This is a genomic window from Hyphomicrobiales bacterium (assembly GCA_039989895.1).
GTDB lineage: Bacteria > Pseudomonadota > Alphaproteobacteria > Rhizobiales > JACESI01 > JACESI01.
In genome coordinates, this window is the sequence record JBDXGY010000002.1 from 1 (window position 1) to 22,542 (window position 22,542).

The following is a 22,542-nucleotide window of genomic DNA, read 5'->3' on the forward strand; positions in this document are numbered from 1 at the left end:
AGCCAGAGCCAGAGCCAGAGCCAGAGCCAGAGCCAGAGCCAGAGCCAGAGCCAGAGCCAGAGCCAGAGCCAGAGCCAGAGCCAGAGCCAGAGCCAGAGCCAGAGCCAGAGCCAGAGCCAGAGCCAGAGCCAGAGCCGGCGGAAGACCAACCTGCTTCTTCCGATGAAGAGCCTGACAAAAAGTCATGGTTTCAGCGCTTGCGCTCGGGCCTATCTAAATCTTCTTCCGCGCTGACGGGCAACATCACGGCTATTTTTACACAGCGCAAACTCGACGATGACACCATACAAGAATTGGAAGACGTGCTTATACAAGCCGACCTTGGTCTTGAAACAGCAGTGGCTATCACAGATGCTTTGTCTACTAATCGATATGGTAAAAATATTGAAGAACAAGAGATACGCGGTGTTTTGGCTGAAGAAGTGGAGAAAGTATTATCTCCAGTTGCCGTGCCACTAGAGCTTAATCTTGAGCATAAACCGCACATCATTTTGGTGGTTGGGGTGAATGGTACCGGCAAGACTACGACCATTGGCAAATTAACAGCGAAACTGACCCGTGAAGGAGCCAATGTGATGTTGGCGGCGGGTGATACATTCCGAGCAGCGGCTGTGGAGCAGCTCAAAATCTGGGGTGAGCGCACTGGAGCGCCGGTTATATCTCGTGACATAGGTGCTGATGCCTCAGGCCTTGCCTTTGATGCGATAAAAGAAGCGAAAGCAGCAGGCAGTGATGTCTTGATGATTGATACGGCTGGCCGACTCCAAAACCGTGTTGAGTTAATGGAGGAGCTTGAGAAAATAATCCGTGTCATCAAAAAACAAGATGAAACTGCGCCTCATACGGTTTTACTGACCCTTGATGCGACAACGGGTCAAAATGCATTACAACAAGTAGAAATTTTCAAGGAAAAAGCTGGTGTGAATGGCTTGGTGATGACCAAGCTGGATGGTACAGCGCGCGGCGGTATTTTGGTTGCTATTTCCGCCAAGCATAAACTGCCGGTCTATTTTGTCGGCGTTGGCGAAGGAATTGATGATCTTGAGCCGTTTGAGGCGGATGAATTTGCCAAAGCGATTGCGGGTCTTGCTTAAGGTCCAGTCATAGAGCTTAGCCGGCTTTTGTTATATCCAGTCCAAAGGCTTGAAGCGCGCTGATCCAGTCGGCGGTTGTGCTGCTGATTTTGGAGCGATGTGGTGTCCAAAAGGAAATCATATATAATCGGCCATCACCGCTATAGACGCTTAATTCATGATAGGAGCGATCGACGACCTGATCGAGGTCTGTATCCAGTATTGTGCTACGGAATTTTATGCGTGATTCACCCCAAGAACAATTGAGCGGGGTTGCCTCGTTTTGTATGTCACAAAGGGTGGCAAAATGAACATATCCACGATGAACGCCAATGAAGGGCGACTGGTTCACGCGGCTCATGATGTGAACATTGGATGTATCAGAAACAGCAACGTCTCTCAGCGCTTCCAATTCTCCTGTGACATCCGTTGAAAATAAGGGGTCGTCACGGACACCAATGTGTTCTTGGCTTGTATCTACATCAATTGTTATGACCATAAGGCGATGTGTTTCATTGCCGCATTCAAGAAGACCCGATGTGAAGCCATCAGTCATTGCATCGAAAGACGGTCCCTTTATCGCATTGCCATTTTTATCAGGGATAAGAAATTCACAAGCCTCAGCATTTTGTGGAGCTGCGAAAACAAAAAAACTCACTAGAAAAGCTGTGAGGGTAGAAAAAACGCACTTTTTACCGAAGAACTTTTTGGAGAAAATCAAAGAAAGATACTTCATGTGAACCTCACAAGTTAGCGGTTGTATCTCCCTGATGACTTTTCTTATTGACTAAAGTAGACCCGCTAAACCTTAACAAGATGTTTAGATCTGTTAAAGGTAACTAAAGGCATCGCAGCCGCAGATAACGTCCTTAGTATTGAAATCCTGATTTAACTTGACTGGACAGATGCCCCTATCCGATCCATATGAGGACTATCAATGTATAAAACATAGAGAACATTCGTGAAAAACCAAGCAACAAATATGAAAAAACCTGAAGTAAATCCTATTTTGAAGTTTGCCCTCGAGTTGGGGCCATTGCTTGTGTTCTTTTTTGTGAATTCGCGCGGCGAAAAGCTTGCCGAGAGTTTTCCTATTTTAGCGCGATTTGGTGAGCCGATCTTCATGGCAACAGGTTTGTTCATGGTTGCGATGGTGATTTCCCTGACGGTCTCTTTGATCTTGACGAAAACCGTTCCTATCATGCCGCTTGTGACCCTTGTTGTTGTTTTGATTTTCGGTGGTCTTACGCTTTATTTACAAGACGAGATTTTTATCAAAATGAAGCCGACTATCGTGAATGTTATATTCGGTAGCGCTTTGTTTATAGGCCTTTTTTATGGAAAATTGGTTTTGAAATATGTTTTTGGAGCGGCTTTCAAACTCAAAGAAGAAGGTTGGGAAATACTGACCAAGCGATGGGGCATGTTTTTCTTTTTTCTCGCCATCTTGAATGAGGTGGTTTGGCGGAATTACTCGACAGATTTCTGGGTTGCCTTCAAGGTTTGGGGAACAATGCCAATTACGATGGTCTTTGCAATTGTGCAGATGGGTATTGTCACTAAATATGCTCTGCCTGAGGAGGATGATGAGCAGGAAAATCAACCGGCTGATTAGGCCGCGTCTTTAAATATATTACGATTTCAAGATGTGTGCTGAATGGTTGATAGAGTAAGTATCGATCACAGGCTTTAATGACCTAAAATTACGGTTGACGACAATGGCGGTTATCCCCTTTGCGGATAGATTGAAAAAAGAGATCGAATTCCTTGTTCTTACTGATACGTAAGATGAACTTGAATATTATCGACATAGGAGTATTTTGCATGGCGTGCTTGTGCAATTTGGTCGGTGAGGAGGCTTAAGTAGCGACGATCAAGCACTCGTGACTCGCATATGATGATAAGCTTTAGTATTTAGATGTGATGTTGTTCTTTTATGATCCAAATTATCCGGAGTATTCGTTTTGATGCATCTTTTGACTTCGATGAAGAAACTGCTGCCATCATTTTTTTTAGCAATGAAATCGTCTGGAATTTTATTGAGTGCTAGCGCTTTTGGCGTCTCAATGGTTGCTGCGCCTGCTGCTTTTGCAGGTGCAAAGGGTGTTGTCGAGCTCTATACAAGTCAAGGCTGCTCTTCTTGCCCTCCTGCAGATAAGTTGGCGCATGAGTATTCAAAAAACCCTGATCTGGTGGTTTTAACGCTGCCGGTTACTTATTGGGATTATCTCGGCTGGAAAGATACATTCGCCCATAAAGAATTCACCAATCGCCAATATAGCTATGCGGGTTTGCGCGGGGATCGTTCTGTTTATACGCCGCAAGTCGTTGTGAATGGATACGACCATGCGGTTGGTAGCAATGCATCAGAAATTAACACTCTTTTATCTAGCGGATCCTTACCTGTTGATGTCGATATTAAGTCGGCAGGCGAAAGTGTGATTATCAAGGTTGATGGGCTTTCTTCTTATAGCGCCGCTACTATTTGGGTGGCGCTTTTGAAAAAAGAAGGCACTGTTGCCATTGGCCGCGGGGAAAACAGGAATCGTAAAATCACTTACACGAATATTGTTAGAGAAATGCGCCCTCTAGGAGAATGGAATGGTGACCCTATGGCTGTTAAATTGTCTAAGAGTGATCTGATGAAAGGTGAGGTTGATAGTTTCGCTATATTGTTACAAACAAAACATAAAGGTCATCCATCTAATATTTTGGGCGCTGCCATTTGGGATGGTACTTAGAAAATTGTGTTTGATCACGAAATAAAAAAGCCGGATCATTGATCCGGCTTTTTGGTTTTAGAGCGCTTTTTACATTAAGCTAAAATAGCATCATAAAAATGATTAAGTGCAGAGGCGAATTTTGCAGGATCAGTTGGCTGTTCACCATCCAAAATCCGCGCTTGACCATGCAAGAGCGTTGCGATCTGTTTTGCTTGGTCTTTATCCTTCTCATTTTCAACATAAGTTGCCAGCTTTTTGATCATTGTGTGGGATGCATTCACTTCGAGTACGGGGGCCGGGTTCATGGCGGCGTCTGGTTGATCTTTTAGGATTTTTTGCAGCTGCATATCCATAGCGCCTTCAGAGGCGACCAAACAGACGGGGCTTTCTGCAAGGCGTGAGGAAGCTCGAACCTCTGAGACATCATCGCCTAGTGTTTCTTTTAAGAATAGATACAGGTTGGCGAGTTCAGGCGTTTCCTCATCTTTTTTATCATCGTCAGCATTCGCGGGTTTGATCGTTTCAAGATCGTCTGACCCTTGAGTGACCGATTTAAACGGTTTGCCTTGATAGCCAAGGGCGGTGCGCACCCAAAAGGCGTCAACAGGATCGGCAAGATAGAGAACCTCAACCTCGCGGGCGCGATAACCTTCCAGATGAGGGCTTGCTTTGATCGCGTCTTCATTGTCACCAAGCGCATAATATACCGCCGTCTGGTTTTCCTTCATGTCTTCGACATATGAGGCGAGAGAGCGCCATTTGCCATCTGATGTGCTGGATTTAAATCGAATGATCTCATAGATATCATCACGACGAGCAATGTCTTCATAAAGCCCCTCCTTGATGACAGGGCCGAAGGCTTCCCAAATGTTTTCAAAGTCTTTTGGTTTTTTATCGGCGAGCTTTTTGATTTCAGATAAAATGCGTTTGGTCACACCCATTTTTATAGCTTCGAGCAGAGGATTGTCCTGTAAAAGCTCCCGGGAAATATTCAGCGGCAAATCTTCAGAATCAACAATTCCTCGCACGAAGCGAAGCCATGGTGGAAGTAGGTCAATGTCATCTGAAATAAACACACGGCGCACATATAGCTTCATGCGACCTTTGCGGTCAGGATTGAACAGATCGAAAGGTTTCATGCTTGGTAGAAAGGCCAGCACCGTATATTCGTGTCGGCCTTCTGCGCGATAATGGATTGTGCTGGCTGGATCATCAAATTGCCCGGAAACGTGACCATAGAATTCTTTGTATTCTTCTTCTGTGATCTCTGACTTTGGCTTTGTCCAAAGTGCACCACCATCGCTTAAAATGCGATCGAAGGACTGTTCTGTTTCCTTGTCATCGTCGCCTTTGACCGTTTCCTTGCCTGTAATATGGATCGGCACGGGTACATGGGAGGAATAGGATCGTACGATTTCCTCAATCTTGGGGATGGAGGCATAGTCTTTTCCATCTTTTGACAGATGTAGACGAACCATCGTGCCGTGTTTGGCTTTCGGCATATCCACGGCGTCTATTGTAAAGGTGCCCTCACCATCAGATGTCCACACATGGGTCTCAGTTGTTCCAGCTTTGCATGAATAAACCTCAACCTTATCGGCGACCATGAAGGCAGAATAAAAGCCGACACCGAATTGTCCGATGAGAGAAGAGCCGTCGGATTTTTCTGATAAGCTTTCCATAAAGGCCTTTGTGCCTGAGCGGGCGATTGTGCCAAGATTGGAAATCAATTCATCGTTCGACATGCCAATGCCATTATCGGAAATTGAGAGAATATTTTCTTTTTCATCCAGTGCGAGAACGATTTTGAAATCGGGATCGTTTTTGTTGAGATCTGGTGTGTCTATGGCAAGATAACGCAGCTTCTCACAAGCATCAGCCGCGTTTGATATGAGTTCGCGCAGGAAGATGTCTTTGTTTGAATAAACTGAATGCACCATCAGCTTTAAAAGCTGGGCAACCTCGGCTTCAAATACGTGTTCATTTTTGGTTTCAGCTTTTTTAGAGGCCATCTTTTGGCTTCCCCCAAGTTTCAAGATTATTTATTTCAAGGCAAGACATAAGTGTTCTTGGCGCAAATTTCAAAGTGTAATGTGCGACATAAAAAAAAGGCCGGCAAAGCCGACCTATAAGATGGATGCTCAATGGGGATGAACATCATATTTTAATAGTATAAGCCGGCTCAGCATAAATCAATTGGGGGGCTGGGGGGCTGAAAAGAACCAATCTCTTTACGCTGAGCCGTCTTGGGTAGTGATGACAAGATGAGCTTTGTTTCAGGTTTTTGATTGGCTGAAATGCGGCAAAAACAAGGTTTTTTCGATTGAATGAAAAATCCTATCTATAGGCCAGATTGAGGATTGATAACTTGAGCATCTTCTTTTTTCCCAAGGAAATACAAGCTTTTAAGGCTTGCCAAATGATGTTTGCTGGTCAATCATGATTATGAAAAAGGGAGATGCATTTGGATAATGAGAACTTTTTAAGTGATCGTGGCGGTCATCGGTCTCAAATGGGTGGTGATGTGATTCGCCTGCCAATATCTCGATCTGCAAAGAATAATGCCTCAGATAGTCGTAAAATAACAAACTCTAAAGGGTTCACGCAGGTAACGTTTGACCGGCGTGAATTGTCTGAAATTCTCAGAGTCTACGGTTATAGAGTTTCACAGGGCGAGTGGCGCGATTATGCGATGGACTTTCAAAAGGACCGCGCTGTCTTTTCGATTTTCAAACGCGCGAGCGAAATGCCGGTTTTTCGGGTTGAGAAAAACCCTAAGCTTGCTCGCAAGCAAGGGGCTTATGCTGTTGTGAATGCCAGCGGTATGATTTTGAAGCGGGGCCATGAGTTACGCCAGGTTTTAAAAGTTTTGGAATCACGTAAACACTTGCGCGTGGTGGACTAAAGCGCAGGCTTCAAGGTCTTTTGCATATAGACAACATCTAACCATTGGCCATGTTTGTAACCGACCTTTGACAGAGTCCCAGCGTGACTAAATCCTGTTCGTTCATGTAAAATAATTGAAACGGGCGGGTCTAATTTTGTGATGACCGCAATCATTTCATGAAAGCCACGGTGGCTGCATTCTTCTATAAGGGCTTTGAGAAGTGTCTTGCCGATGCCTTTTCCATGCGCTGTAGGTTTGAGATAAATGGCATTTTCAACGGTCTTTTCATAGGCTTTGCGGCTGTGAAAACTGCCTGCATAAGAATAGCCGATGACGACGTTGTCTTCACAAACTACTAGATAAGGATAACCGCCTTTTGTGATGGCTTGATAGCGCTTTCGCATTTCGTCTTCTGACGGTGCCTCATATTCAAACGAGGCAAGGCCATGGGTGACGTGGTCGCCATAGATCGCTGCAATGGCAGGAATATCACTATCTATGGCTGGGCGTATTATGAGGTTCATTGCTTATAAATAACGTGCGGTTTTGTGATAGGCAAAGAAAAAGGCGGCTCAAAAAACCGCCTTTTGCATAAATTATGATCACTATTTCTATTCGCGGTTGCCAAGGAACTGCAGAAGGAACATGAACATATTGATGAAGTCGAGATAAAGACGCAGTGCACCCATGATCGCTTTGCGACCTTGAGTTTCTGAATCGTCGCCTGCAAAATACATTTCTTTGATTTGCTGTGTGTCGTATGCGGTAAGACCGGCAAACACGAGCAGACCAATTACTGAGATTGCAAATTGTAGAGCGCTTGAACCAAGGAAAATGTTCACAACAGAGGCAATGATGATACCGAAGAGGCCCATCATCAAGAAGGAACCCATGCCTGAAAGGCTGCGTTTTGTTGTGTACCCATAAAGGCTCAATGAAGCGAAGGCCGCAGATGTAATGAAGAAGGTGCGGGCAACGCTTTCACCGGTAAAGACAAGCAAAATCCATGAGATTGAAACACCGGTTACAGCCGCATAGGTCCAAAACACCAATTGTGCTGTGCTGGTTTTCATTTTGTGAATACCAAAAGAGAGCACCAGAACAAAACCGAGCGGCGCTAGCATGATGACCCATTTAAGCGGGCTTTGGAACAAAGTTTGAGCAATCTGTGGGTTGCTTGTCATCCAGCTGGACATGCCGTAAGCTGCCAAGCCTGTTAGAGCAACGGCTATTGCCATGTAGTTATACACGGACAGCATATAGGAGCGCAGACCCTGATCTATATCAGCATCTGTTTGCGCACTGTTTCTATATTGTGCGCGTCTTTGTAAATCATCCATCGAAAACACCCTTTGAGATATTTATACTAACGATAACAAGGTTCAGTTTTTAGCTAGACCTTGCTTTAATGTGAATATGGTGACTTGAGAGCAAATACTCAAGTCATAAAACATGATATTCTGCCTTCAGTTTAGTGGTAAGCCCTGTTTGTGGCAATAACTTTACAAGTTCCTTAACAAAGGAGCTGCTTTTTGGCCCAAAATGCGCCATGTGCCGATCAACCCGAGAGAAATACACAGTGTCAACGCAGTCAGCGCTGCAGAAAAAGCTGCTGATGGAAGAAAAATAAAATCTCCGTCCATGATATTTTCAACGACGAACCATGACGCCAATGTACCGGACAATATGCCAAAAGTGGCTGTGATTGTACCCAATAGAGTGTATTGGATGAGATAGGCTTTGATGAGTTGTGCCCGCGTCGCACCCAGTGTTTTTAGAATAACCGCATCATAGATTTGTGTGCGGTGACCAGCTGCCAAAGCGCCTGCTAGCACTAAGATGGAAGATAAAAGAGTAACACCGGAGGCGCCTCTGATAGCCCAGGCCATTTGACCCACAACATCGGCCACGCGCTCTAATGCATCTTTTACTCGCACCATGGTGATGGTAGGGAACTGGGCAGCCACAGTTTTCATTAAGTTGAATTCTTTTTCAACGGTTCCGCCGTCTTCATAAGTGAGCGTTGCCAAATGGGAGTGAGGGGCATTGGCAAAAGTGTTGGGAGAGAACACCATCACGAAATTGATACCAAGCGACTGCCATTCAACTTTTCGGGTGCTTGCAAGAGTTGATGTTATTTCTCGGCCTAAAACATTGATGGTAATTTGATCGCCTATCTTTAAGCCAAAGTGGCGGGCGACCTCCTCATCAAAAGAAACAAGTGATGGTCCCTCATGATCTTCGGCCCACCATTTCCCTTCATGCAGGATTGAGTTTTCTGGTATCGTCGCTGAATAAGTTATGCCGCGATCACCGCGCAGCGCCCATTGGCTTTCACTGGGCACTACCATGTCTGATGGTTTTTTGCCGTCAATCTCAACGAAAAACCCGCGCAGCATAGGGACGCGCTCCAGCTTTGCTCCTTTAGCATTGTCGCGTAGCAATGTTTCGAATTGACCAACTTCGTGGTTTTGAACATCGACAAAGAAGAAGCTCGGCGCTTCATCTGCAAGCGATGAGGTGAGTTGGTTTCGCAAATTTCCATCGATTAAGGCGATGGAAACAAGCAAGGTCAGGCCGAGTCCAAGGGATAAAACAACCGAAGGGGTGATGGAGCCGGGGCGATGGATATTGCCGATGGCTAGCCGCCATTCGGTTGATTTGGCGTGTGGGAGCCGTTTGGCAATGCTCATGATGCCAATTGCAATTAGACGTAAAAGCCCGAAGGACACGGCGGTGCCGACAGAGAAATAGATTGCAATTTGCCGATTATCTGAAAGGCCAATAGCGAGAATGAAGAGGATTGCGATGCAACTTAAAAGCATTGCCAGATAAATGGGGCGCGGTAATCTGCGTCCACCTGCTTCATGATCGCGAAATAGTGCCGTTGGTGGAATGTCGCGTGCGCGGGCAAGGGGCCAAAGCGCAAAAACAAGGGCCATTAAATAGCCATAGAGCGCGGCCAATGCGAGGGCTGCTGGTTGCACGGTTGTGTCAATATCAACGGGCAATGTTTCGCGTAAATAGTAAGCGGCAATGGTTGGGATGAATGAGCCAAGCACCACACCGATTGCAATCGCGATGGAGGCAATTATCAAAATTTGAATGATGTAGATGGCAAAGACGAATTCGCCCGTGGCGCCAATGCTTTTGAAGGTTGCGATTACTTCTCTTTTGCTGTCGAGATAGGCCGTAACAGCATTGGCAACACCAACACCGCCAACAATGAGCGCGGTTAAACCGACCAGTGTCAAAAATTGTGCAAACCGCTCGATGTTACGTGACAGTCCAGGGGATGCGTTGTCGCGGGAGCGTACGCGCCAGCCCGCCTTTGGGAAGGCTTTTTGTGTTGCAATGCGGACATTTTCTACTTCCTCGCGTGAAATTGTTTCACCTAGCTTTATTTTATAATGCCAGCGAACAAGGCTTCCTGGCTGCACAAGATTGGAGGCGCGAAGAGCGGCTTGTGACACGATCAGGCGCGGGCCAAAGCCAACACTGCCTGCAAGTCTGTCCGGTTCGCTTTCAATCACATCGGTTATGATGAGATTGATATTGCCCAAATTGACTGTATCGCCCACTTTCAAATTAAGTCGAGCGAGAAGGCCGAGTTCGCCTACGCCGCCATAGGTTTTATCAGCTTTTGGTTTCAATGCATCTTGCAGGGACCCGCCGCTTTGTAGCTTCATCTCGCCATAAAGTGGATAAGCATTATCAACACCTTTTAATTCAGCCAGGGTTTGATCTGACCCATCAGGTAGGCGAGCCATGGCTCGCATGGTGGCATTGACGGTGAGGGGGCCGAGGCTTTCAAGATAGGCGCGTTCTTTTTCGTCGGCTTCTCGGTGAATCAGGGAAAAGCGTAAGTCTCCACCTAAGATGCTTTGTCCTTCTGACGAGATGCTTGAAACAAGAGAGGCTGAGAGCGCATTGACACCAGCAATGGCGGCAACACCAAGCGACAGGCAGGCAAGGAAAATCATAAATCCGCGTACACCCGCACGCATTTCACGAAGTGCAAAGGTGAAGGCAAGGCGAGCGAAATAAAGTGCCTTTGGTTTATGCTTTAAGGTTGATGAGGGATTGATAGCTGCAAGAGTGCTCATTCAGTTGCACTCGCAGGTTTTGCTATTCTGTTGAGAAGCGAAGGCGTGCCATCATTGGTGGCCTTAATCTCGCCGCTCCTGATTTCAATTGCCACATTACACCGGCTCGCAAGCTTCAGGTCATGGGTAACAAGCAGCAAGGTCATGCTGCGCTCTTCTTGTAATTTGAAGAGTAGATTGGTGATATCTTCGCCTGTGCCTTCATCCAGATTGCCGGTTGGCTCGTCTGCAATCAGCACATCAGGTTTTGCGATCAAGGCGCGGGCGATGGCAACGCGCTGTTGTTCACCACCAGATAATTCACCTGGATAATGGGTGAGGCGCTCGCCAAGCCCGACGGTGATCAGCTCTTCGCGAGCGCGCTCAAAAGCATTTGTAACGCCTGCAAGCTCTAGTGGAACGGCGACATTTTCGAGTGCTGTCATATTGGCAATGAGATGAAATGATTGGAAGACAATACCAACATGGCGGCCACGAAAGCGAGCAAGATCGTCCTCAGCCAATGCTGTGAGATTGTGACCGACCACATTCACGGTGCCAGAATCAGCCTTTTCTAAGCCGCTCATCACCATAAGAAGTGTTGATTTTCCAGAACCGGATGGCCCAACAAGACCAACAGCAGAGCCACGTTCAATTTCAAGGCCGATGCCTTTTAAAATATGAACACGCCCCGCGCCCTCACCAAGGGAAAGATGGACATTATCGAGCTGGATAATGGGAGATGTCGTATCGGGCAAAGATAATTCCTCTATGAATGGATGACATTCAACCTATATAAGCAGAACATCATATTGTTTCACCCTATATGGGATAAGTCGCATGCGTTTACAGGCTCTTCGCCAAATTTTCATTTTGATTCTAATGATGGTTTCACCCTATTCGGTTACGTCTGCAATGGCTGAGCCGATCAAAATTGTGGCATTTGGGGATAGCTTGATGGCAGGCTTTGGTTTGTCTCCACAAGATGGCTTTACAGTGAAGCTTCAAACAACCCTTCAAGAGAGGGGCCATGAGGTGTTGATTGTGAATGCCGGGGTTTCCGGTGACACCACAAGCAGTGGTCGTTCACGACTAGACTGGTCAGTTGGGCCGGATACGGATGCAGTTATTTTGGAGTTGGGTGCAAATGATATGTTGCGCGGCATTAAGGCTGATGCTGTTCGCGGTAATCTTGACGCGATTGTGAAGGCGCTTGAGGCGCGTAATATACCCGTTTTGATTGCCGGCATGCAAGCTGCACCAAACTTGGGCAAAGAGTATGTCAAGGCATTTAATGCGATCTATCGGGACCTTGCAACTCAATATGACATGCTGCTTTACCCCTTCTTTCTCGATGGCGTAGCAGGTAGTGCGGGCCTGAATCAGGCTGACGGGATTCATCCAACAGCAGCAGGCGTTGATGTGATTGTTGATCGAATTTTGCCGAAGGTTGAAGAGTTGATTGCGGCAGTGAAGAAATAGTTCTTACCAAAAGCTTTGAGGGTCCACATCAATTTGCAATTGAATGCTGCCGCGTTTTGGTTGTGTGATGGCTAGCCAATTTTGAATATAGGCCTGAATATCAAGCGTTTTAGGAGCCTGTATTAATAGGCGTACACGATGGCGGCCGCGAACGACAGCAAGAGGTGCTTCTGAGGGGCCAAGTACCATTATGCGCGGATCGCTTGGGGCATTGGCGCGAAGATGTTGCCCGTATTTTACGGCTGTGGCTTTGTCGTTTGCGGAAATAATAAAAGAGACCAGTCGCCCATAGGGAGGTAAGCCTGCTTGTTTTCTTTGCTCGGCTTCTGTCCGATAAAAAGCATCACGATCTCCAGCGAGTATAGCCTTTATCACCACATGATCTGGGGCGTAGGTTTGTAAGAAAGCCTCTGATTTGCCGCCTGCTCGCCCTGCACGACCCGTTACCTGAGAGAGCATTTGAAAGGTGCGTTCCGCTGCTCGCATGTCGCCATGGGAAAGGCCGAGATCTGCATCGACCACGCCGATGAGTGAAAGCTTTGGAAAATTATGCCCCTTGGCGACCAATTGCGTGCCTATAATGATATCTGCCTCACCGCGTTCAATCGCCGCAAGCTCTTGTTTTAATAACTTGGTGCTTGAGAACATATCTGACGAGAGAACGATCGCACGTGCATCAGGAAAAAGCTCCATGACCTCTTCATGGATACGTTCCACGCCAGGGCCACAGGCAACCAGTGTGTCTTCACCGTCGCAGTTTGGGCATTTTTTTGGCGTGCGTCTGTAATACCCACAGTGATGGCATTCAATTGTTTGTCTGGCGCGATGTTCCACAAGCCAACTCGAGCAATCGGGGCATTGAAACCGAAACCCGCATTGGCGACACAATGTCAGCGGTGCATAGCCACGACGATTTAAGAATAATAGTGATTGGCGCTTTTGATCGAGCGTATCACGCATGGCGGCTATTAGATCAGGGGCAAGCCACGAGCCCTTTTCAGGGCCGTTTGCACGCATGTCGATGGCTTTGAGATCAGGCAGCTGTGCATCAGCAATGCGGCCGGGCAAGGTGACGCGGTTATAGCGACCTTCAACTGCGTTGATGAAACTTTCAAGAGAAGGCGTGGCAGAAGCGAGAAGAACAGGGAAATTACCAAGATGACCACGCACCACCGCCATATCACGGGCATTATAAATAGCGCGATCTTCCTGTTTATAAGCCATGTCATGTTCTTCATCGACGACGATGAGGCCGAGATTTTGATAAGGCAAAAACAACGATGAACGTGCGCCAATGATCACTTTAACATCGCCTGATGCAACGCCGCGCCAAACCCGCTCGCGTCGCTTTGAGGTTATGTCTGAATGCCATTCTGTCGGTCGGGCTCCAAAGCGCGATGCAAAGCGATCAAGGAAGGCGGCGGTGAGGGAGATTTCAGGTACAAGGATGAGCGCTTGTTTTCCAGCACGTAGCGTTTCGGCAATGGCTTCGAAATAGACTTCTGTTTTGCCTGAACCAGTGACGCCATCAATTAAATTAACGGAATATTTGTCTGCTTCTACGGCTGTGCGTAAAAATGCGGCGGCTTTCGCTTGACCCTCAAAAAGGGCAACTGGATGATGATCAGGGTCAAGAGGATCAGCGATAGAGCGCGGCGGTAAAGTGATACGCTCCAGGGCGCCCGACTTAATAAGCCCGTCAATCACGCTTGTTGTCACGCCAGCCGCTTTTGCCAGCTCTGATTTGGACCAGCCGGCTGCATCTTCAGCTACGTCAAGCACCTTGGTGCGTGCAGAGGTGATGCGTTCTAAGGGCTGCCCGGTTGTACGAACGCCGGTCACTGGTTTTTCTGGCTCCATGACACTTGCAACTGGTGTCACCATACGGGCAATGAGGCCGGGGCTTGTCATCGTGTAGCGGGCAACCCAGTCGATAAAGCGGCGGATATCGTGGTTGATGGGTGGGCCGTCATAAACTTGTTGGATGGCGCGTAGTTTTTCTGGGTTTATATCCTCATCACTTTCACCGTCCCACACGATACCGATGACAGAGCGCGAGCCAAGCGGAACACGCACAATCGAGCCCGGCATCACTTGATCACCCTCTCCGACTATATAAGAATAGGGGCGGCTTGTTGGCACAGGCACAAGCACAGGAACGATGGCACCAGCAATTTTTGGAAGATGAGAATGATCTTCTGGATCATTCTTTGTGATTTCAGGTGCAAGCGATTGAGCGCTTTCATCCTCGAAAAAACCGAGAAGACCGTCTGATAAACCTGTTTTTGGTGTTGAAGAAGTCATTTTTTGTGTGCGTTTCGATTCTTTTGCGCGACTGTAGCAAAAGCGCCGTGCATTTTCTTGCTTAATCAGCTATCCATGCGCCAAAATGGAAACCCAATCAACTAAGAGGCTAAATTATGAAGTTTTTCGTAGATACTGCTGATGTGGCTGAGATCAAAGAATTGGAGTCAACGGGCCTCATTGACGGCGTGACAACCAATCCATCTCTTATTCTGAAATCTGGTCGCGATATCAAGGAAGTGCTTGCTGAAATCTGTGCGGCTGTTGATGGTCCGGTTTCGGGCGAAGTGGTGGCGATGGAAGCGGATGCAATGATAAAAGAAGGCAAACTTCTGGCTGAGATTGCTGATAATATTTGCATCAAATTGCCCTTGACAATGGAAGGCCTAAAAGCCTGTAAGTCATTGACTGATGATGGCTATAAAACAAATGTCACGCTTTGTTTTTCGGCTAATCAGGCGCTTCTGGCTGCCAAAGCTGGTGCAACTTTTATATCACCGTTCATTGGGCGGCTTGATGATATGGCGATTGATGGCATGGAGCTGATTGAAGATATCCGCACCATCTATGACAACTATGGTTTCAAGACTGAAATTCTGGCAGCCAGCATTCGCACCGTCAATCATGTTAAAGAAGCAGCTCTTGCAGGTGCGGATGTTTCAACTGTCCCGCCAGCAACATTAAAAGCTTTGGTAAAACATCCACTGACTGATAAAGGCCTTGAGGCATTCATGGCTGATTGGGCTAAAACCGGACAATCAATCGCATAAATTCAAGCTTATGCGTTTTGTGCGGCATCCAGTGCGCGGGTTAAATCACGCGCCAGATCCTCACATGATTCCAGCCCGACAGAAAAACGGATCAGCCCATCAGTGATGCCAAGCTCTGCTTTGTCTTCGTCGCTCAGGCGTTGGTGGGTTGTTGTTGCGGGATGAGTAACAAGACTTTTAGAATCGCCAAGGTTATTTGAGATTTTGATAACTTCAAGCGTGTTGCAAAAGGCAAATGCCGCGTCTTTGCCGCCGAGCAATTCAAGTGCCAGCATAGTGGAGCCGGCTTTCATTTGTTTTTTAATCAGTTCGCGTTGCGGGTGTGTGTCCGAACCTGGGTAAATTAGGTTTTTTAAGGCTTTGTGATCGCTTAACACATCATAGAGTTTACCCGCTGTTTCCGTCTGGCGTTCAACCCGAAGAGGCAGGGTCTCAAGACCTTTTAGCAATACCCATGCGTTGAAAGGGCTCATGCTCGGTCCAGTGTGTTTGTTATAGGCAAAGACTTCTTCAATATAATCTTCTTCGCCTAGTATAATACCGCCAAGACAACGGCCCTGGCCATCAATGTGTTTGGTGGCAGAATAGATTACTACATCGGCACCGAAATCAGTCGGGCGCTGCCATAAAGGGGTGGCAAATACATTATCAATAATCACTTTTGCACCCACTGCATGGGCCAGCTTTGAAACGGTTTCAATATCTATGATATCAAGGGTTGGATTGGTGGGGGATTCGAAAAAACAAGCCTTTGTATTGGGTGTTATCGCGGCTTCCCATTGTTCGTTCTTGGTGCCGTCGATGAGAGTTGTCTCAATCCCGAAACGGGGTGCCAGCTCTTCAACGATATAGCGGCAGGAGCCGAATAAGGCTTTTGCAGCAACAATGTGATCTCCAGCTTTCAGGAAGCTCATCAGCGATGAATGTACGGCGGCCATCCCGCTGGCCGTGGCCATGGCGGCGGGCGTGCCTTCGAGTAGTTTCATACGATCTTCAAACATGGCAACTGTTGGATTGGCATAACGAGAATAAACAAAACCATCGTCTTCGCCACTAAAGCGCGCCTCGGCTGCTTCTGCATTATCGTATGCAAAGCCCTGTGTTAGATAGAGCGCTTCACTCATCTCACCAAAGCTTGAGCGTACTGTGCCGCCGTGGACGAGATTAGTGGCGATATCGAATTCTGTTTTATTCTTTGAACCTGAAGTGGTCATTTTTAAATCCTCAACAAAAAACCCGACCAAAGCTGGCCGGGCTGTCCCGTTCCAACCGTTTAGCTGTTTATTTTACGTGGCCGCAAGCTGGTCGCTCAAATCACCACGGGATAAGCACGGTGATACGCCCATTTGATCTTGGCGTCAATTCACGTGTTGTTTAGTGATAAAAGAATAATAAAATGTTGGAGACCTGTGTGTTTTTGACAATATATCAAAATATGACGGGATGCGGAGCTTGTGGTTATGAACGCGCTTAAGACGGATGGTGCACAGGGTATTTTGGCCGCTCATCATATTGCCGATTTGGTGGATGAAGATGTTATTCGTATCGCGCGCCCGTTGGATGAAGATCAGATACAGCCTGCGAGCCTTGACTTGCGATTGGGTGAAACTGCCTATCGAGTGCGGGCGAGCTTTTTGCCTGGCCCTGAACGTCTAGTTTCAGACCGCCTGAACAGCGTGAAGCTGCATGAAATTGATCTTGTGCCAGGTGCGGTACTTGAAGTGGGTTGTGTCTATATTATTCCTCTACTCGAAAGCCTTCGCTTGCCAAAGGGTTTGTCCGCCTCTGCTAACCCTAAAAGTTCAACTGGCAGACTGGATGTTTTTACACGGGTGATCACTGACCGTGCGCGCGAATTTGATCAGGTGCCGGATGGCTATGAAGGACCACTTTACCTTGAGGTCAGTCCACGGACATTTCCGGTTGTTGTGCGTACTGGTTCACGGTTAAGCCAGATTAGATTTCGTCTTGGTAATACGCTGCTGAGTGATGAGGCCTTGGCCGATCTTGATAGAAACCAGACGCTGGTAGCCTCGGCTGATCCCTATATAGCAAACGGCATTTCTCTTTCGATCAATCTTGAAGGCGATAAAGACGGACTGGTTGGTTATCGCGGTAAACGCCATACGGGCGTAATTGATATGGATAAAAAAGCGCAGCATGATGTGCGCAATTTTTGGGAGCCGATTTATACCCATGGGTCAGGGCCGGAAGCTGGCTCAATCGTGCTTGATCCCGACCAGTTTTATATTTTGGTCTCCAATGAAGCGGTTCATGTACCGCCGGATTATGCGGCTGAAATGGTGCCGTTTGACCCTTTGGTCGGTGAGTTTCGGGTGCATTATGCTGGTTTCTTTGATCCAGGTTTTGGGCATTCGGGCGCTGGTGGCACTGGTAGCCGCGCGGTTTTAGAGGTGCGCAGCCATGAAGTGCCATTCATTTTGGAGCACGGGCAAACAATTGGACGTCTTGTTTATGAGCAAATGTTAGAGCGCCCTAAAACGCTTTACGGTGAAATTTCAACATCGAATTATCAAGGCCAAGGCTTGAAGCTTTCTAAGCATTTTCGGGTCTGAGATACTGGCTTGTGGTGCACAAGATGTACGCTGTGCACCACGAATATGTTATTTGCAATTGTTGGCTGGGATGCAAACTATCGTTTCATTGATAAAACGAGGGCTTCTTATGCATGTGATCTTTTTTCTTCTCGCTTTCCTTATGGTTCCTGTTTCGGCGATGGCCTGTGGATCTGAGACCCGTTGTGAAGTGAGCGATGGATACTACCTTGCAGCAACCCCAGACGATTGGGACGGGAAGACACCACTGCGTTTGGTGGTTTATTTCCACGGCTGGAATGGCTCTCCAGAAGGTACTTTTCGCAACCAGACAATGGTGAATGGCGCAACGAGCCGAGGTGCTCTTTTTGTGGCGCCCTTTGCGCAGACCGGCTATTGGCGGCAGATTGGCGAGGGCAGGGCGGAGCGTGGGCGCGATGAGGCGGCTTATATTCGTGCGGTGATGAAAGATGTTAAAAAACGCTGGCCTATTGATGAGGATCAAACAATGGCTTCTGGTTTTTCACGTGGCGCGTCGATGGTTTGGAATGTGGCTTGTTATACTGGCGATCTGTTCCGTGCTTACGCGCCGATCGCTGGAGGTTTTTGGCGGGTAAACCCTGAGACCTGCCCGAGTGGACCGGTTAATCTGCGCCATATCCATGGGCTGGCTGATCGCGTTGTCGCCTTTGATGAGGTGGGGATTTATAATTCGATGCCGATACCAGAAGGACTTGATATTCTTGCCAAAGTGAACGGTGCCACTGGTAAGGGCCGAAAAGTCGCATCTGGCGATCAACGTCTGATATGCGAGCGATGGGATGAGAGCAAAAGCAAAAGGGTTTTGGAGCTTTGCCTACATGAGCGCGGCCATTCTATTCCAGCCGAATGGGTAGGGCATGGTTTGGACTGGCTGGCAAAATTACCTGAAGGCTCTTGAGCTTCGCCTCAGACTGCATTTTAATTTATGAGTAAAATATCAACTGGCATTAAAGCCTACGAATGACCCAATACCGCCGTTCTTGTTAATTCAATGAGTGGGCGGTATTGGAATCTTGATGGGGTAACTGAGGCTTGTTTAAATTGTCTATCAGGCTTCATCTGCCGGTAGGGCATTCAACATGCCGTAGCGTTCGTCGCCAATTTTTTCTAATAGCTCAAGTTGAGTTTCCAGATAATCAGCGTGCCCTTCCTCATCTGTGAGGAGCTCCTCAAAAATACCCATTGTGACATAATCGCCTTCTTCGCGGCAGACTTCACGGGATTTTCTATAAGAAGCCAGCGCTTCCATCTCTCCTACGAGATCAGCCTCTAGCACTTCTTTGACCGTGCGGCCAATCTGCAAAGGTGCGACTGTTTGGAGATTTGGGTGTCCTTCAAGAAAAATGATGCGCTCGATTATTTTATCGGCATGGACCATCTCTTCCATGGACTCTTCTTTTTCTTTTTTGGCAAGCTTGCCATAGCCCCAATCATCAAGCAGACGATAGTGAAGCCAGTATTGATTGATTGCGCCAAGTTCCAAATGCAGTGCTTCGTTGAGGCGTTCGATAACTGCGTCGCTACCCTTCATGATAGTATCCTTTTTGAATTGTTCACTTGTGCTGATGGCTTAGTATATAATTAGAATGATTCTAAAGTAAAGCCCAGTTTAGAATTATTCTAAAATAGGTTTAAGCAACGTTTTTCTGTCGCTTACGCATTAAGCGTTGAGCTGTGACACAGGCTTGATGTTTTTCCTGTATCCTATCGACAAGTGTAATAATCTCAGCCTGTGGTGTTGCCTTTGCCTCGTGATAGGATTTGACGGTACGCACAATTATATCAATAACGTTAGGAAAGCATCCGCAGCAGCGGCCGCGTTTTTCTAGGGCATGATAGACTTTTAAAGGCACAATAAGTTGCCACGCATCTTGATCGAGAAATTCGATAATCGTGCGTTCAATTTCTTCACTAGAAATATAATTGCAATGACAAATGATCATAAGCTTGTATCTGAGCTATTGTATGTACTATTCAAGTAATAATTATGACTCAATGAGTCAAGATTCTAATTATAAAAAAATTAGTAATTTCAATAACTTAGAATTATTCTAAATAGCAATTTACAATTAAATCAAGTGTTTAGTTGGTTGGTTTACTCATCTCCAACATGAAGAAAATCAGGCCCAAAGCCGATAATATTTGGGTCTAAGCTGCCGATGACATCGAGATTTTTTCCTTCATAATCGATCGAGAGTAATAAGTGACGTATGGCATTGAGCCTTGCGCGTTTTTTGTCGTTTGAGCGGATGATGGTCCATGGCGCGTGTTTGGAGTGTGTCTTTGTCAGCATAATGTCACGGGCTTTGGTGTAATCGTCCCATTTATCAAGTGCTTTGATATCTATGGGTGAAAGCTTCCAAACTTTCAGAGGGTTATGGCGACGGTCATGAAAGCGCTGCAGTTGCATTTCCTGCCCTACATTGAGCCAGATTTTGAAAAGTTTGATGCCGTCATCCACCAGCACGTCTTCAAAACGTGGAGTTTCTTTTAAAAAGTGCTCGTGCTGCTTTGGGGTGCAAAATCCCATCACTGGCTCTACGCCCCCGCGATTATACCAAGAGCGATCAAACAGGACGATTTCGCCAGATGATGGCATGTGGCGCATGTAGCGTTGATAATAAATCTCACCCTGTTCGCGCTCGGTTGGTTTGGATAGAGCGATGACACGGGTGGTGCGGGGGTTTTGGAACTCTTTGATGGCGTGAATGGTGCCGCCCTTGCCAGCGGCATCGCGCCCTTCAAAAACAATGACAATGCGTTCGCCTGTCTCGCGCACCCATTTTTGCAGTTTCACGAGTTCAACTTGTAAAGGCGCTAACTGCTTTTCATAATCTTTGCGCTTTAGTTTTTTAGAATAAGGGTATCCACCTGATTCAAAGGCCGCCTCCTTGATTTCCTTAGCGAGATCAGGGTTTTCAAGATCAAAAAATTTAAGAGGGTCATTGCTTTGTTTTTTTGTCATCGTCATCGTTACCTTGATTTTGCCACTCATGCTCATTGCTTTGTGCATATTTTAACGCTGCGAGCATCAAGAACAAGTTTTGATGGAAAAGATGATGAAGATTGGTTTTCTGAGTAAAAACTATTGAAGTAATAATTTCTACTGGGCTTTATTGAGAGGGCTGCAGACGGTGTTCATTGCTTATGTTTGTTGGATCAGAAGATGCGTGACGCGCAGGTCTATGGCCTGCGCGTTATTATCATTAGAAGCTGATTTTTGCATTTGCTGTGAATGCGCCAATGAAGTCATTGCCGAAGGTTTGTGCCGTTGCTGTAGTTGGGTCACCACCAAGGCCGGGTGTGGAGCCGGATGTCAAAACACCGACCGCACCGCCTAATTGCGCTGAGATGTTATCGCCTACCTTGTAGTTGAGGCCTGTTGATAAAAGCCATGTATCGGACTGCGAACCACGTGTGCTTGACGTGCCGCGGTCCCATGTAATCGCCAACTGACCAGACAGATTTTCGGTAATGGTGCGCCCCAGCCCGCCCGTTATCGTGTAGCCATCTTGAAAGAGCGGATCAAACGAGGTTGGCAGGGGAGCGCCGCTAACAGCACTGAGTACGCCTTCCACAGGAATTGAACCAAGCTCGCTCCAATCGGTCCAGTTGAAGCGTGCAAATGCCAATGTCTTTTCATTGATGCCAGACTGGATGTTAACGTCGATCTGCTGTGGAAGTACGGTGCTTAAAGAAATTGGCGAAGTTGGGTTTGCAAGAGCTACTGGTGTGTTGAAGTCGCTAATATCCACCGTTCCACTGGCATCAATATCATAAGATGAAGAATAAACAGCAGACACGCGAACAGCGCTTTTCGGAATTTCATAAGCAAGACCCGCGCGCCAACCAAAAGCGTTGTCTTCAAGCTCGAATAAACCCACACCTTGCGCGTCCAGCCCGGTAACAAAGGCTGGTAGAGCAGCTCCTGGAATGCCTACAAAATCAACGAGACTCTGGCGGCTTAAGAAGCCTTCAAACTGAAGAAACGACCCACCCCCAATCACTCGTAGACGCCCTTCACCAAGGGGTGTTGTGCCAACATTGAACTTGGCAGAACAGGTGAGGCCATAATCTTTGGTATCAATTTCAAATTCGACTATATTTCCAGAGAGCGCCGTGTTGAGGCCATTTTCTACATCCGCGCCAAAAGGTGTGGAAAATGTGCCAACACAATCACCATGATCACCAATGCCAACTTTAAAAGCCGCTTTAGGCACAAAAAACCCGCCAGTTACGTCATTATCTGTTGTGGTAATAGGTGCTGTTGTGGTGCCAAATAAGTTACTGGTATTTACAAGGCGTGTCGCTGAATCGATGGTTCTTTGTGGGGCAACAAATCGAAAGCCGGCTTCGCTTTCAATCTTTTTGTCGGAATAAAGTAGGCTGAAATCAACACCCCCGCGTGAAAACCCACCAGATATCGCGGCCGTACTTGCTACCATTGCCAGCCCAATAGTTCCTGAGAAAAAGAAAACCTTCGACATTAAACCCTCCTAGAATTTTTCAAATATGCCCATTTAATTAAGCAATGCATACTCCTAAATAGAAATACTATAAAAAAATTTGGGCTTGTCTAATAATAAATATAATTTAAGAGCATAATTACTTTAATGATAAA

Annotated in this window: 20 protein-coding genes and 1 riboswitch; of the genes, 8 read left to right on the forward strand and 12 right to left on the reverse strand. The window is 46.9% G+C overall.

Annotated elements, in window-relative coordinates; genetic code table 11:
- Positions 1-1,094: signal recognition particle-docking protein FtsY (gene ftsY / locus ABJ081_00760; protein ID MEP6355195.1), on the forward strand; the 1,094-nt coding region annotated here is incomplete at its 5' end.
- 16 nt (positions 1,095-1,110) lie between these two features.
- Here ftsY and ABJ081_00765 read toward each other — a convergent pair.
- Positions 1,111-1,809 carry a hypothetical protein gene (locus tag ABJ081_00765; GenBank protein MEP6355196.1) on the reverse strand — a complete coding sequence of 233 codons (699 nt, stop codon included), beginning with the start codon at positions 1,807-1,809 and terminating at the stop codon, positions 1,111-1,113.
- 246 nt (positions 1,810-2,055) lie between these two features.
- Here ABJ081_00765 and ABJ081_00770 point away from each other — a divergent pair, with 246 nt between their 5' ends.
- On the forward strand, positions 2,056-2,688 hold the full coding sequence (locus ABJ081_00770; protein MEP6355197.1) for a septation protein A: 633 nt from the start codon (positions 2,056-2,058) through the stop codon (positions 2,686-2,688).
- A gap of 352 nt (positions 2,689-3,040) precedes the next feature.
- A complete protein-coding gene (locus ABJ081_00775) occupies positions 3,041-3,814 on the forward strand; it encodes a DUF1223 domain-containing protein (protein ID MEP6355198.1) in 774 nt (257 codons plus the stop codon).
- 74 nt (positions 3,815-3,888) lie between these two features.
- On the opposite strand, the gene htpG is transcribed toward ABJ081_00775, so the two are convergent.
- Positions 3,889-5,808 carry a molecular chaperone HtpG gene (gene htpG / locus ABJ081_00780; GenBank protein MEP6355199.1) on the reverse strand — a complete coding sequence of 640 codons (1,920 nt, stop codon included), beginning with the start codon at positions 5,806-5,808 and terminating at the stop codon, positions 3,889-3,891.
- 452 nt (positions 5,809-6,260) lie between these two features.
- On the opposite strand from htpG, the gene ABJ081_00785 reads away from it, so the two are divergent.
- Complete coding sequence (locus tag ABJ081_00785; protein ID MEP6355200.1) at positions 6,261-6,701, forward strand: DUF2794 domain-containing protein; 441 nt, start codon at positions 6,261-6,263, stop codon at positions 6,699-6,701.
- Here the strand turns inward: ABJ081_00785 and ABJ081_00790 are convergent.
- The 4 genes from ABJ081_00790 to ABJ081_00805 all read right to left on the reverse strand — a co-directional run bounded on the left by ABJ081_00790 (position 6,698) and on the right by ABJ081_00805 (position 11,526).
- On the reverse strand, positions 6,698-7,207 hold the full coding sequence (locus ABJ081_00790) for an N-acetyltransferase family protein (protein MEP6355201.1): 510 nt from the start codon (positions 7,205-7,207) through the stop codon (positions 6,698-6,700). The genes ABJ081_00785 and ABJ081_00790 overlap by 4 nt on opposite strands.
- Before the next feature lie 87 nt (positions 7,208-7,294).
- On the reverse strand, positions 7,295-8,023 hold the full coding sequence (locus tag ABJ081_00795) for a Bax inhibitor-1/YccA family protein (GenBank protein MEP6355202.1): 729 nt from the start codon (positions 8,021-8,023) through the stop codon (positions 7,295-7,297).
- Between the two features lie 162 nt (positions 8,024-8,185).
- Positions 8,186-10,789, reverse strand: a complete 2,604-nt coding sequence (locus tag ABJ081_00800; GenBank protein ID MEP6355203.1) for an ABC transporter permease — start codon at positions 10,787-10,789, stop codon at positions 8,186-8,188.
- Positions 10,786-11,526 carry an ABC transporter ATP-binding protein gene (locus ABJ081_00805; GenBank protein ID MEP6355204.1) on the reverse strand — a complete coding sequence of 247 codons (741 nt, stop codon included), beginning with the start codon at positions 11,524-11,526 and terminating at the stop codon, positions 10,786-10,788. Before ABJ081_00805 ends, ABJ081_00800 begins: the two co-directional genes overlap by 4 nt.
- A gap of 124 nt (positions 11,527-11,650) precedes the next feature.
- Here ABJ081_00805 and ABJ081_00810 point away from each other — a divergent pair, with 124 nt between their 5' ends.
- Entirely contained in the window at positions 11,651-12,250 is a 600-nt protein-coding gene (locus ABJ081_00810) for an arylesterase (protein MEP6355205.1), read from the forward strand.
- A gap of 3 nt (positions 12,251-12,253) precedes the next feature.
- Here ABJ081_00810 and ABJ081_00815 read toward each other — a convergent pair whose 3' ends face one another.
- Entirely contained in the window at positions 12,254-14,554 is a 2,301-nt protein-coding gene (locus tag ABJ081_00815) for a primosomal protein N' (GenBank protein MEP6355206.1), read from the reverse strand.
- A gap of 116 nt (positions 14,555-14,670) precedes the next feature.
- Between ABJ081_00815 and fsa the strand changes: the two genes are divergently transcribed.
- Positions 14,671-15,324 (forward strand): fructose-6-phosphate aldolase, encoded by a 654-nt coding sequence (gene fsa / locus ABJ081_00820; protein ID MEP6355207.1) that lies wholly within the window; start codon positions 14,671-14,673, stop codon positions 15,322-15,324.
- Between the two features lie 8 nt (positions 15,325-15,332).
- Here the strand turns inward: fsa and metZ are convergent, their stop codons facing one another.
- On the reverse strand, positions 15,333-16,538 hold the full coding sequence (gene metZ, locus ABJ081_00825; protein MEP6355208.1) for an O-succinylhomoserine sulfhydrylase: 1,206 nt from the start codon (positions 16,536-16,538) through the stop codon (positions 15,333-15,335).
- A gap of 39 nt (positions 16,539-16,577) precedes the next feature.
- Positions 16,578-16,655, reverse strand: a riboswitch (SAM riboswitch).
- A gap of 129 nt (positions 16,656-16,784) precedes the next feature.
- Between metZ and ABJ081_00830 the strand changes: the two genes are divergently transcribed.
- The gene (locus ABJ081_00830; GenBank protein ID MEP6355209.1) at positions 16,785-17,900 is read left to right on the forward strand and encodes a 2'-deoxycytidine 5'-triphosphate deaminase; all 1,116 of its coding nucleotides are present in this window, start codon (positions 16,785-16,787) and stop codon (positions 17,898-17,900) included.
- Between the two features lie 70 nt (positions 17,901-17,970).
- Positions 17,971-18,819 (forward strand): hypothetical protein, encoded by an 849-nt coding sequence (locus ABJ081_00835; protein ID MEP6355210.1) that lies wholly within the window; start codon positions 17,971-17,973, stop codon positions 18,817-18,819.
- A 150-nt stretch (positions 18,820-18,969) separates the two neighbouring features.
- Here the strand turns inward: ABJ081_00835 and bfr are convergent, their stop codons facing one another.
- The 4 genes from bfr to ABJ081_00855 form a co-directional block, all read right to left on the reverse strand.
- A complete protein-coding gene (gene bfr / locus ABJ081_00840; protein MEP6355211.1) occupies positions 18,970-19,452 on the reverse strand; it encodes a bacterioferritin in 483 nt (160 codons plus the stop codon).
- A gap of 100 nt (positions 19,453-19,552) precedes the next feature.
- On the reverse strand, positions 19,553-19,864 hold the full coding sequence (locus tag ABJ081_00845; GenBank protein ID MEP6355212.1) for a (2Fe-2S)-binding protein: 312 nt from the start codon (positions 19,862-19,864) through the stop codon (positions 19,553-19,555).
- 152 nt (positions 19,865-20,016) lie between these two features.
- Entirely contained in the window at positions 20,017-20,916 is a 900-nt protein-coding gene (gene ppk2 / locus ABJ081_00850) for a polyphosphate kinase 2 (GenBank protein ID MEP6355213.1), read from the reverse strand.
- A 211-nt stretch (positions 20,917-21,127) separates the two neighbouring features.
- Positions 21,128-22,408, reverse strand: a complete 1,281-nt coding sequence (locus ABJ081_00855) for an outer membrane protein transport protein (protein ID MEP6355214.1) — start codon at positions 22,406-22,408, stop codon at positions 21,128-21,130.
- Positions 22,409-22,542 lie beyond the last annotated feature (134 nt).

Excerpts from the sequence above, each read along its gene's own strand:
- ABJ081_00810 (MEP6355205.1), top strand. The coding sequence starts at position 11,651 with ATGATGGTTTCACCCTATTCGGTTACGTCTGCAATGGCTGAGCCGATC.
- metZ (MEP6355208.1), bottom strand. The coding sequence starts at position 16,538 with ATGACCACTTCAGGTTCAAAGAATAAAACAGAATTCGATATCGCCACT.
- ABJ081_00765 (MEP6355196.1), bottom strand. The coding sequence starts at position 1,809 with ATGAAGTATCTTTCTTTGATTTTCTCCAAAAAGTTCTTCGGTAAAAAG.
- fsa (MEP6355207.1), top strand. The coding sequence starts at position 14,671 with ATGAAGTTTTTCGTAGATACTGCTGATGTGGCTGAGATCAAAGAATTG.
- ABJ081_00795 (MEP6355202.1), bottom strand. The coding sequence starts at position 8,023 with ATGGATGATTTACAAAGACGCGCACAATATAGAAACAGTGCGCAAACA.
- ppk2 (MEP6355213.1), bottom strand. The coding sequence starts at position 20,916 with ATGAGTGGCAAAATCAAGGTAACGATGACGATGACAAAAAAACAAAGC.
- ABJ081_00815 (MEP6355206.1), bottom strand. The coding sequence starts at position 14,554 with ATGACTTCTTCAACACCAAAAACAGGTTTATCAGACGGTCTTCTCGGT.
- ABJ081_00835 (MEP6355210.1), top strand. The coding sequence starts at position 17,971 with ATGCAAACTATCGTTTCATTGATAAAACGAGGGCTTCTTATGCATGTG.
- bfr (MEP6355211.1), bottom strand. The coding sequence starts at position 19,452 with ATGAAGGGTAGCGACGCAGTTATCGAACGCCTCAACGAAGCACTGCAT.
- ABJ081_00770 (MEP6355197.1), top strand. The coding sequence starts at position 2,056 with ATGAAAAAACCTGAAGTAAATCCTATTTTGAAGTTTGCCCTCGAGTTG.
- ABJ081_00830 (MEP6355209.1), top strand. The coding sequence starts at position 16,785 with ATGAACGCGCTTAAGACGGATGGTGCACAGGGTATTTTGGCCGCTCAT.
- ABJ081_00800 (MEP6355203.1), bottom strand. The coding sequence starts at position 10,789 with ATGAGCACTCTTGCAGCTATCAATCCCTCATCAACCTTAAAGCATAAA.
- ABJ081_00845 (MEP6355212.1), bottom strand. The coding sequence starts at position 19,864 with ATGATCATTTGTCATTGCAATTATATTTCTAGTGAAGAAATTGAACGC.
- htpG (MEP6355199.1), bottom strand. The coding sequence starts at position 5,808 with ATGGCCTCTAAAAAAGCTGAAACCAAAAATGAACACGTATTTGAAGCC.
- ABJ081_00775 (MEP6355198.1), top strand. The coding sequence starts at position 3,041 with ATGCATCTTTTGACTTCGATGAAGAAACTGCTGCCATCATTTTTTTTA.
- ABJ081_00790 (MEP6355201.1), bottom strand. The coding sequence starts at position 7,207 with ATGAACCTCATAATACGCCCAGCCATAGATAGTGATATTCCTGCCATT.
- ABJ081_00855 (MEP6355214.1), bottom strand. The coding sequence starts at position 22,408 with ATGTCGAAGGTTTTCTTTTTCTCAGGAACTATTGGGCTGGCAATGGTA.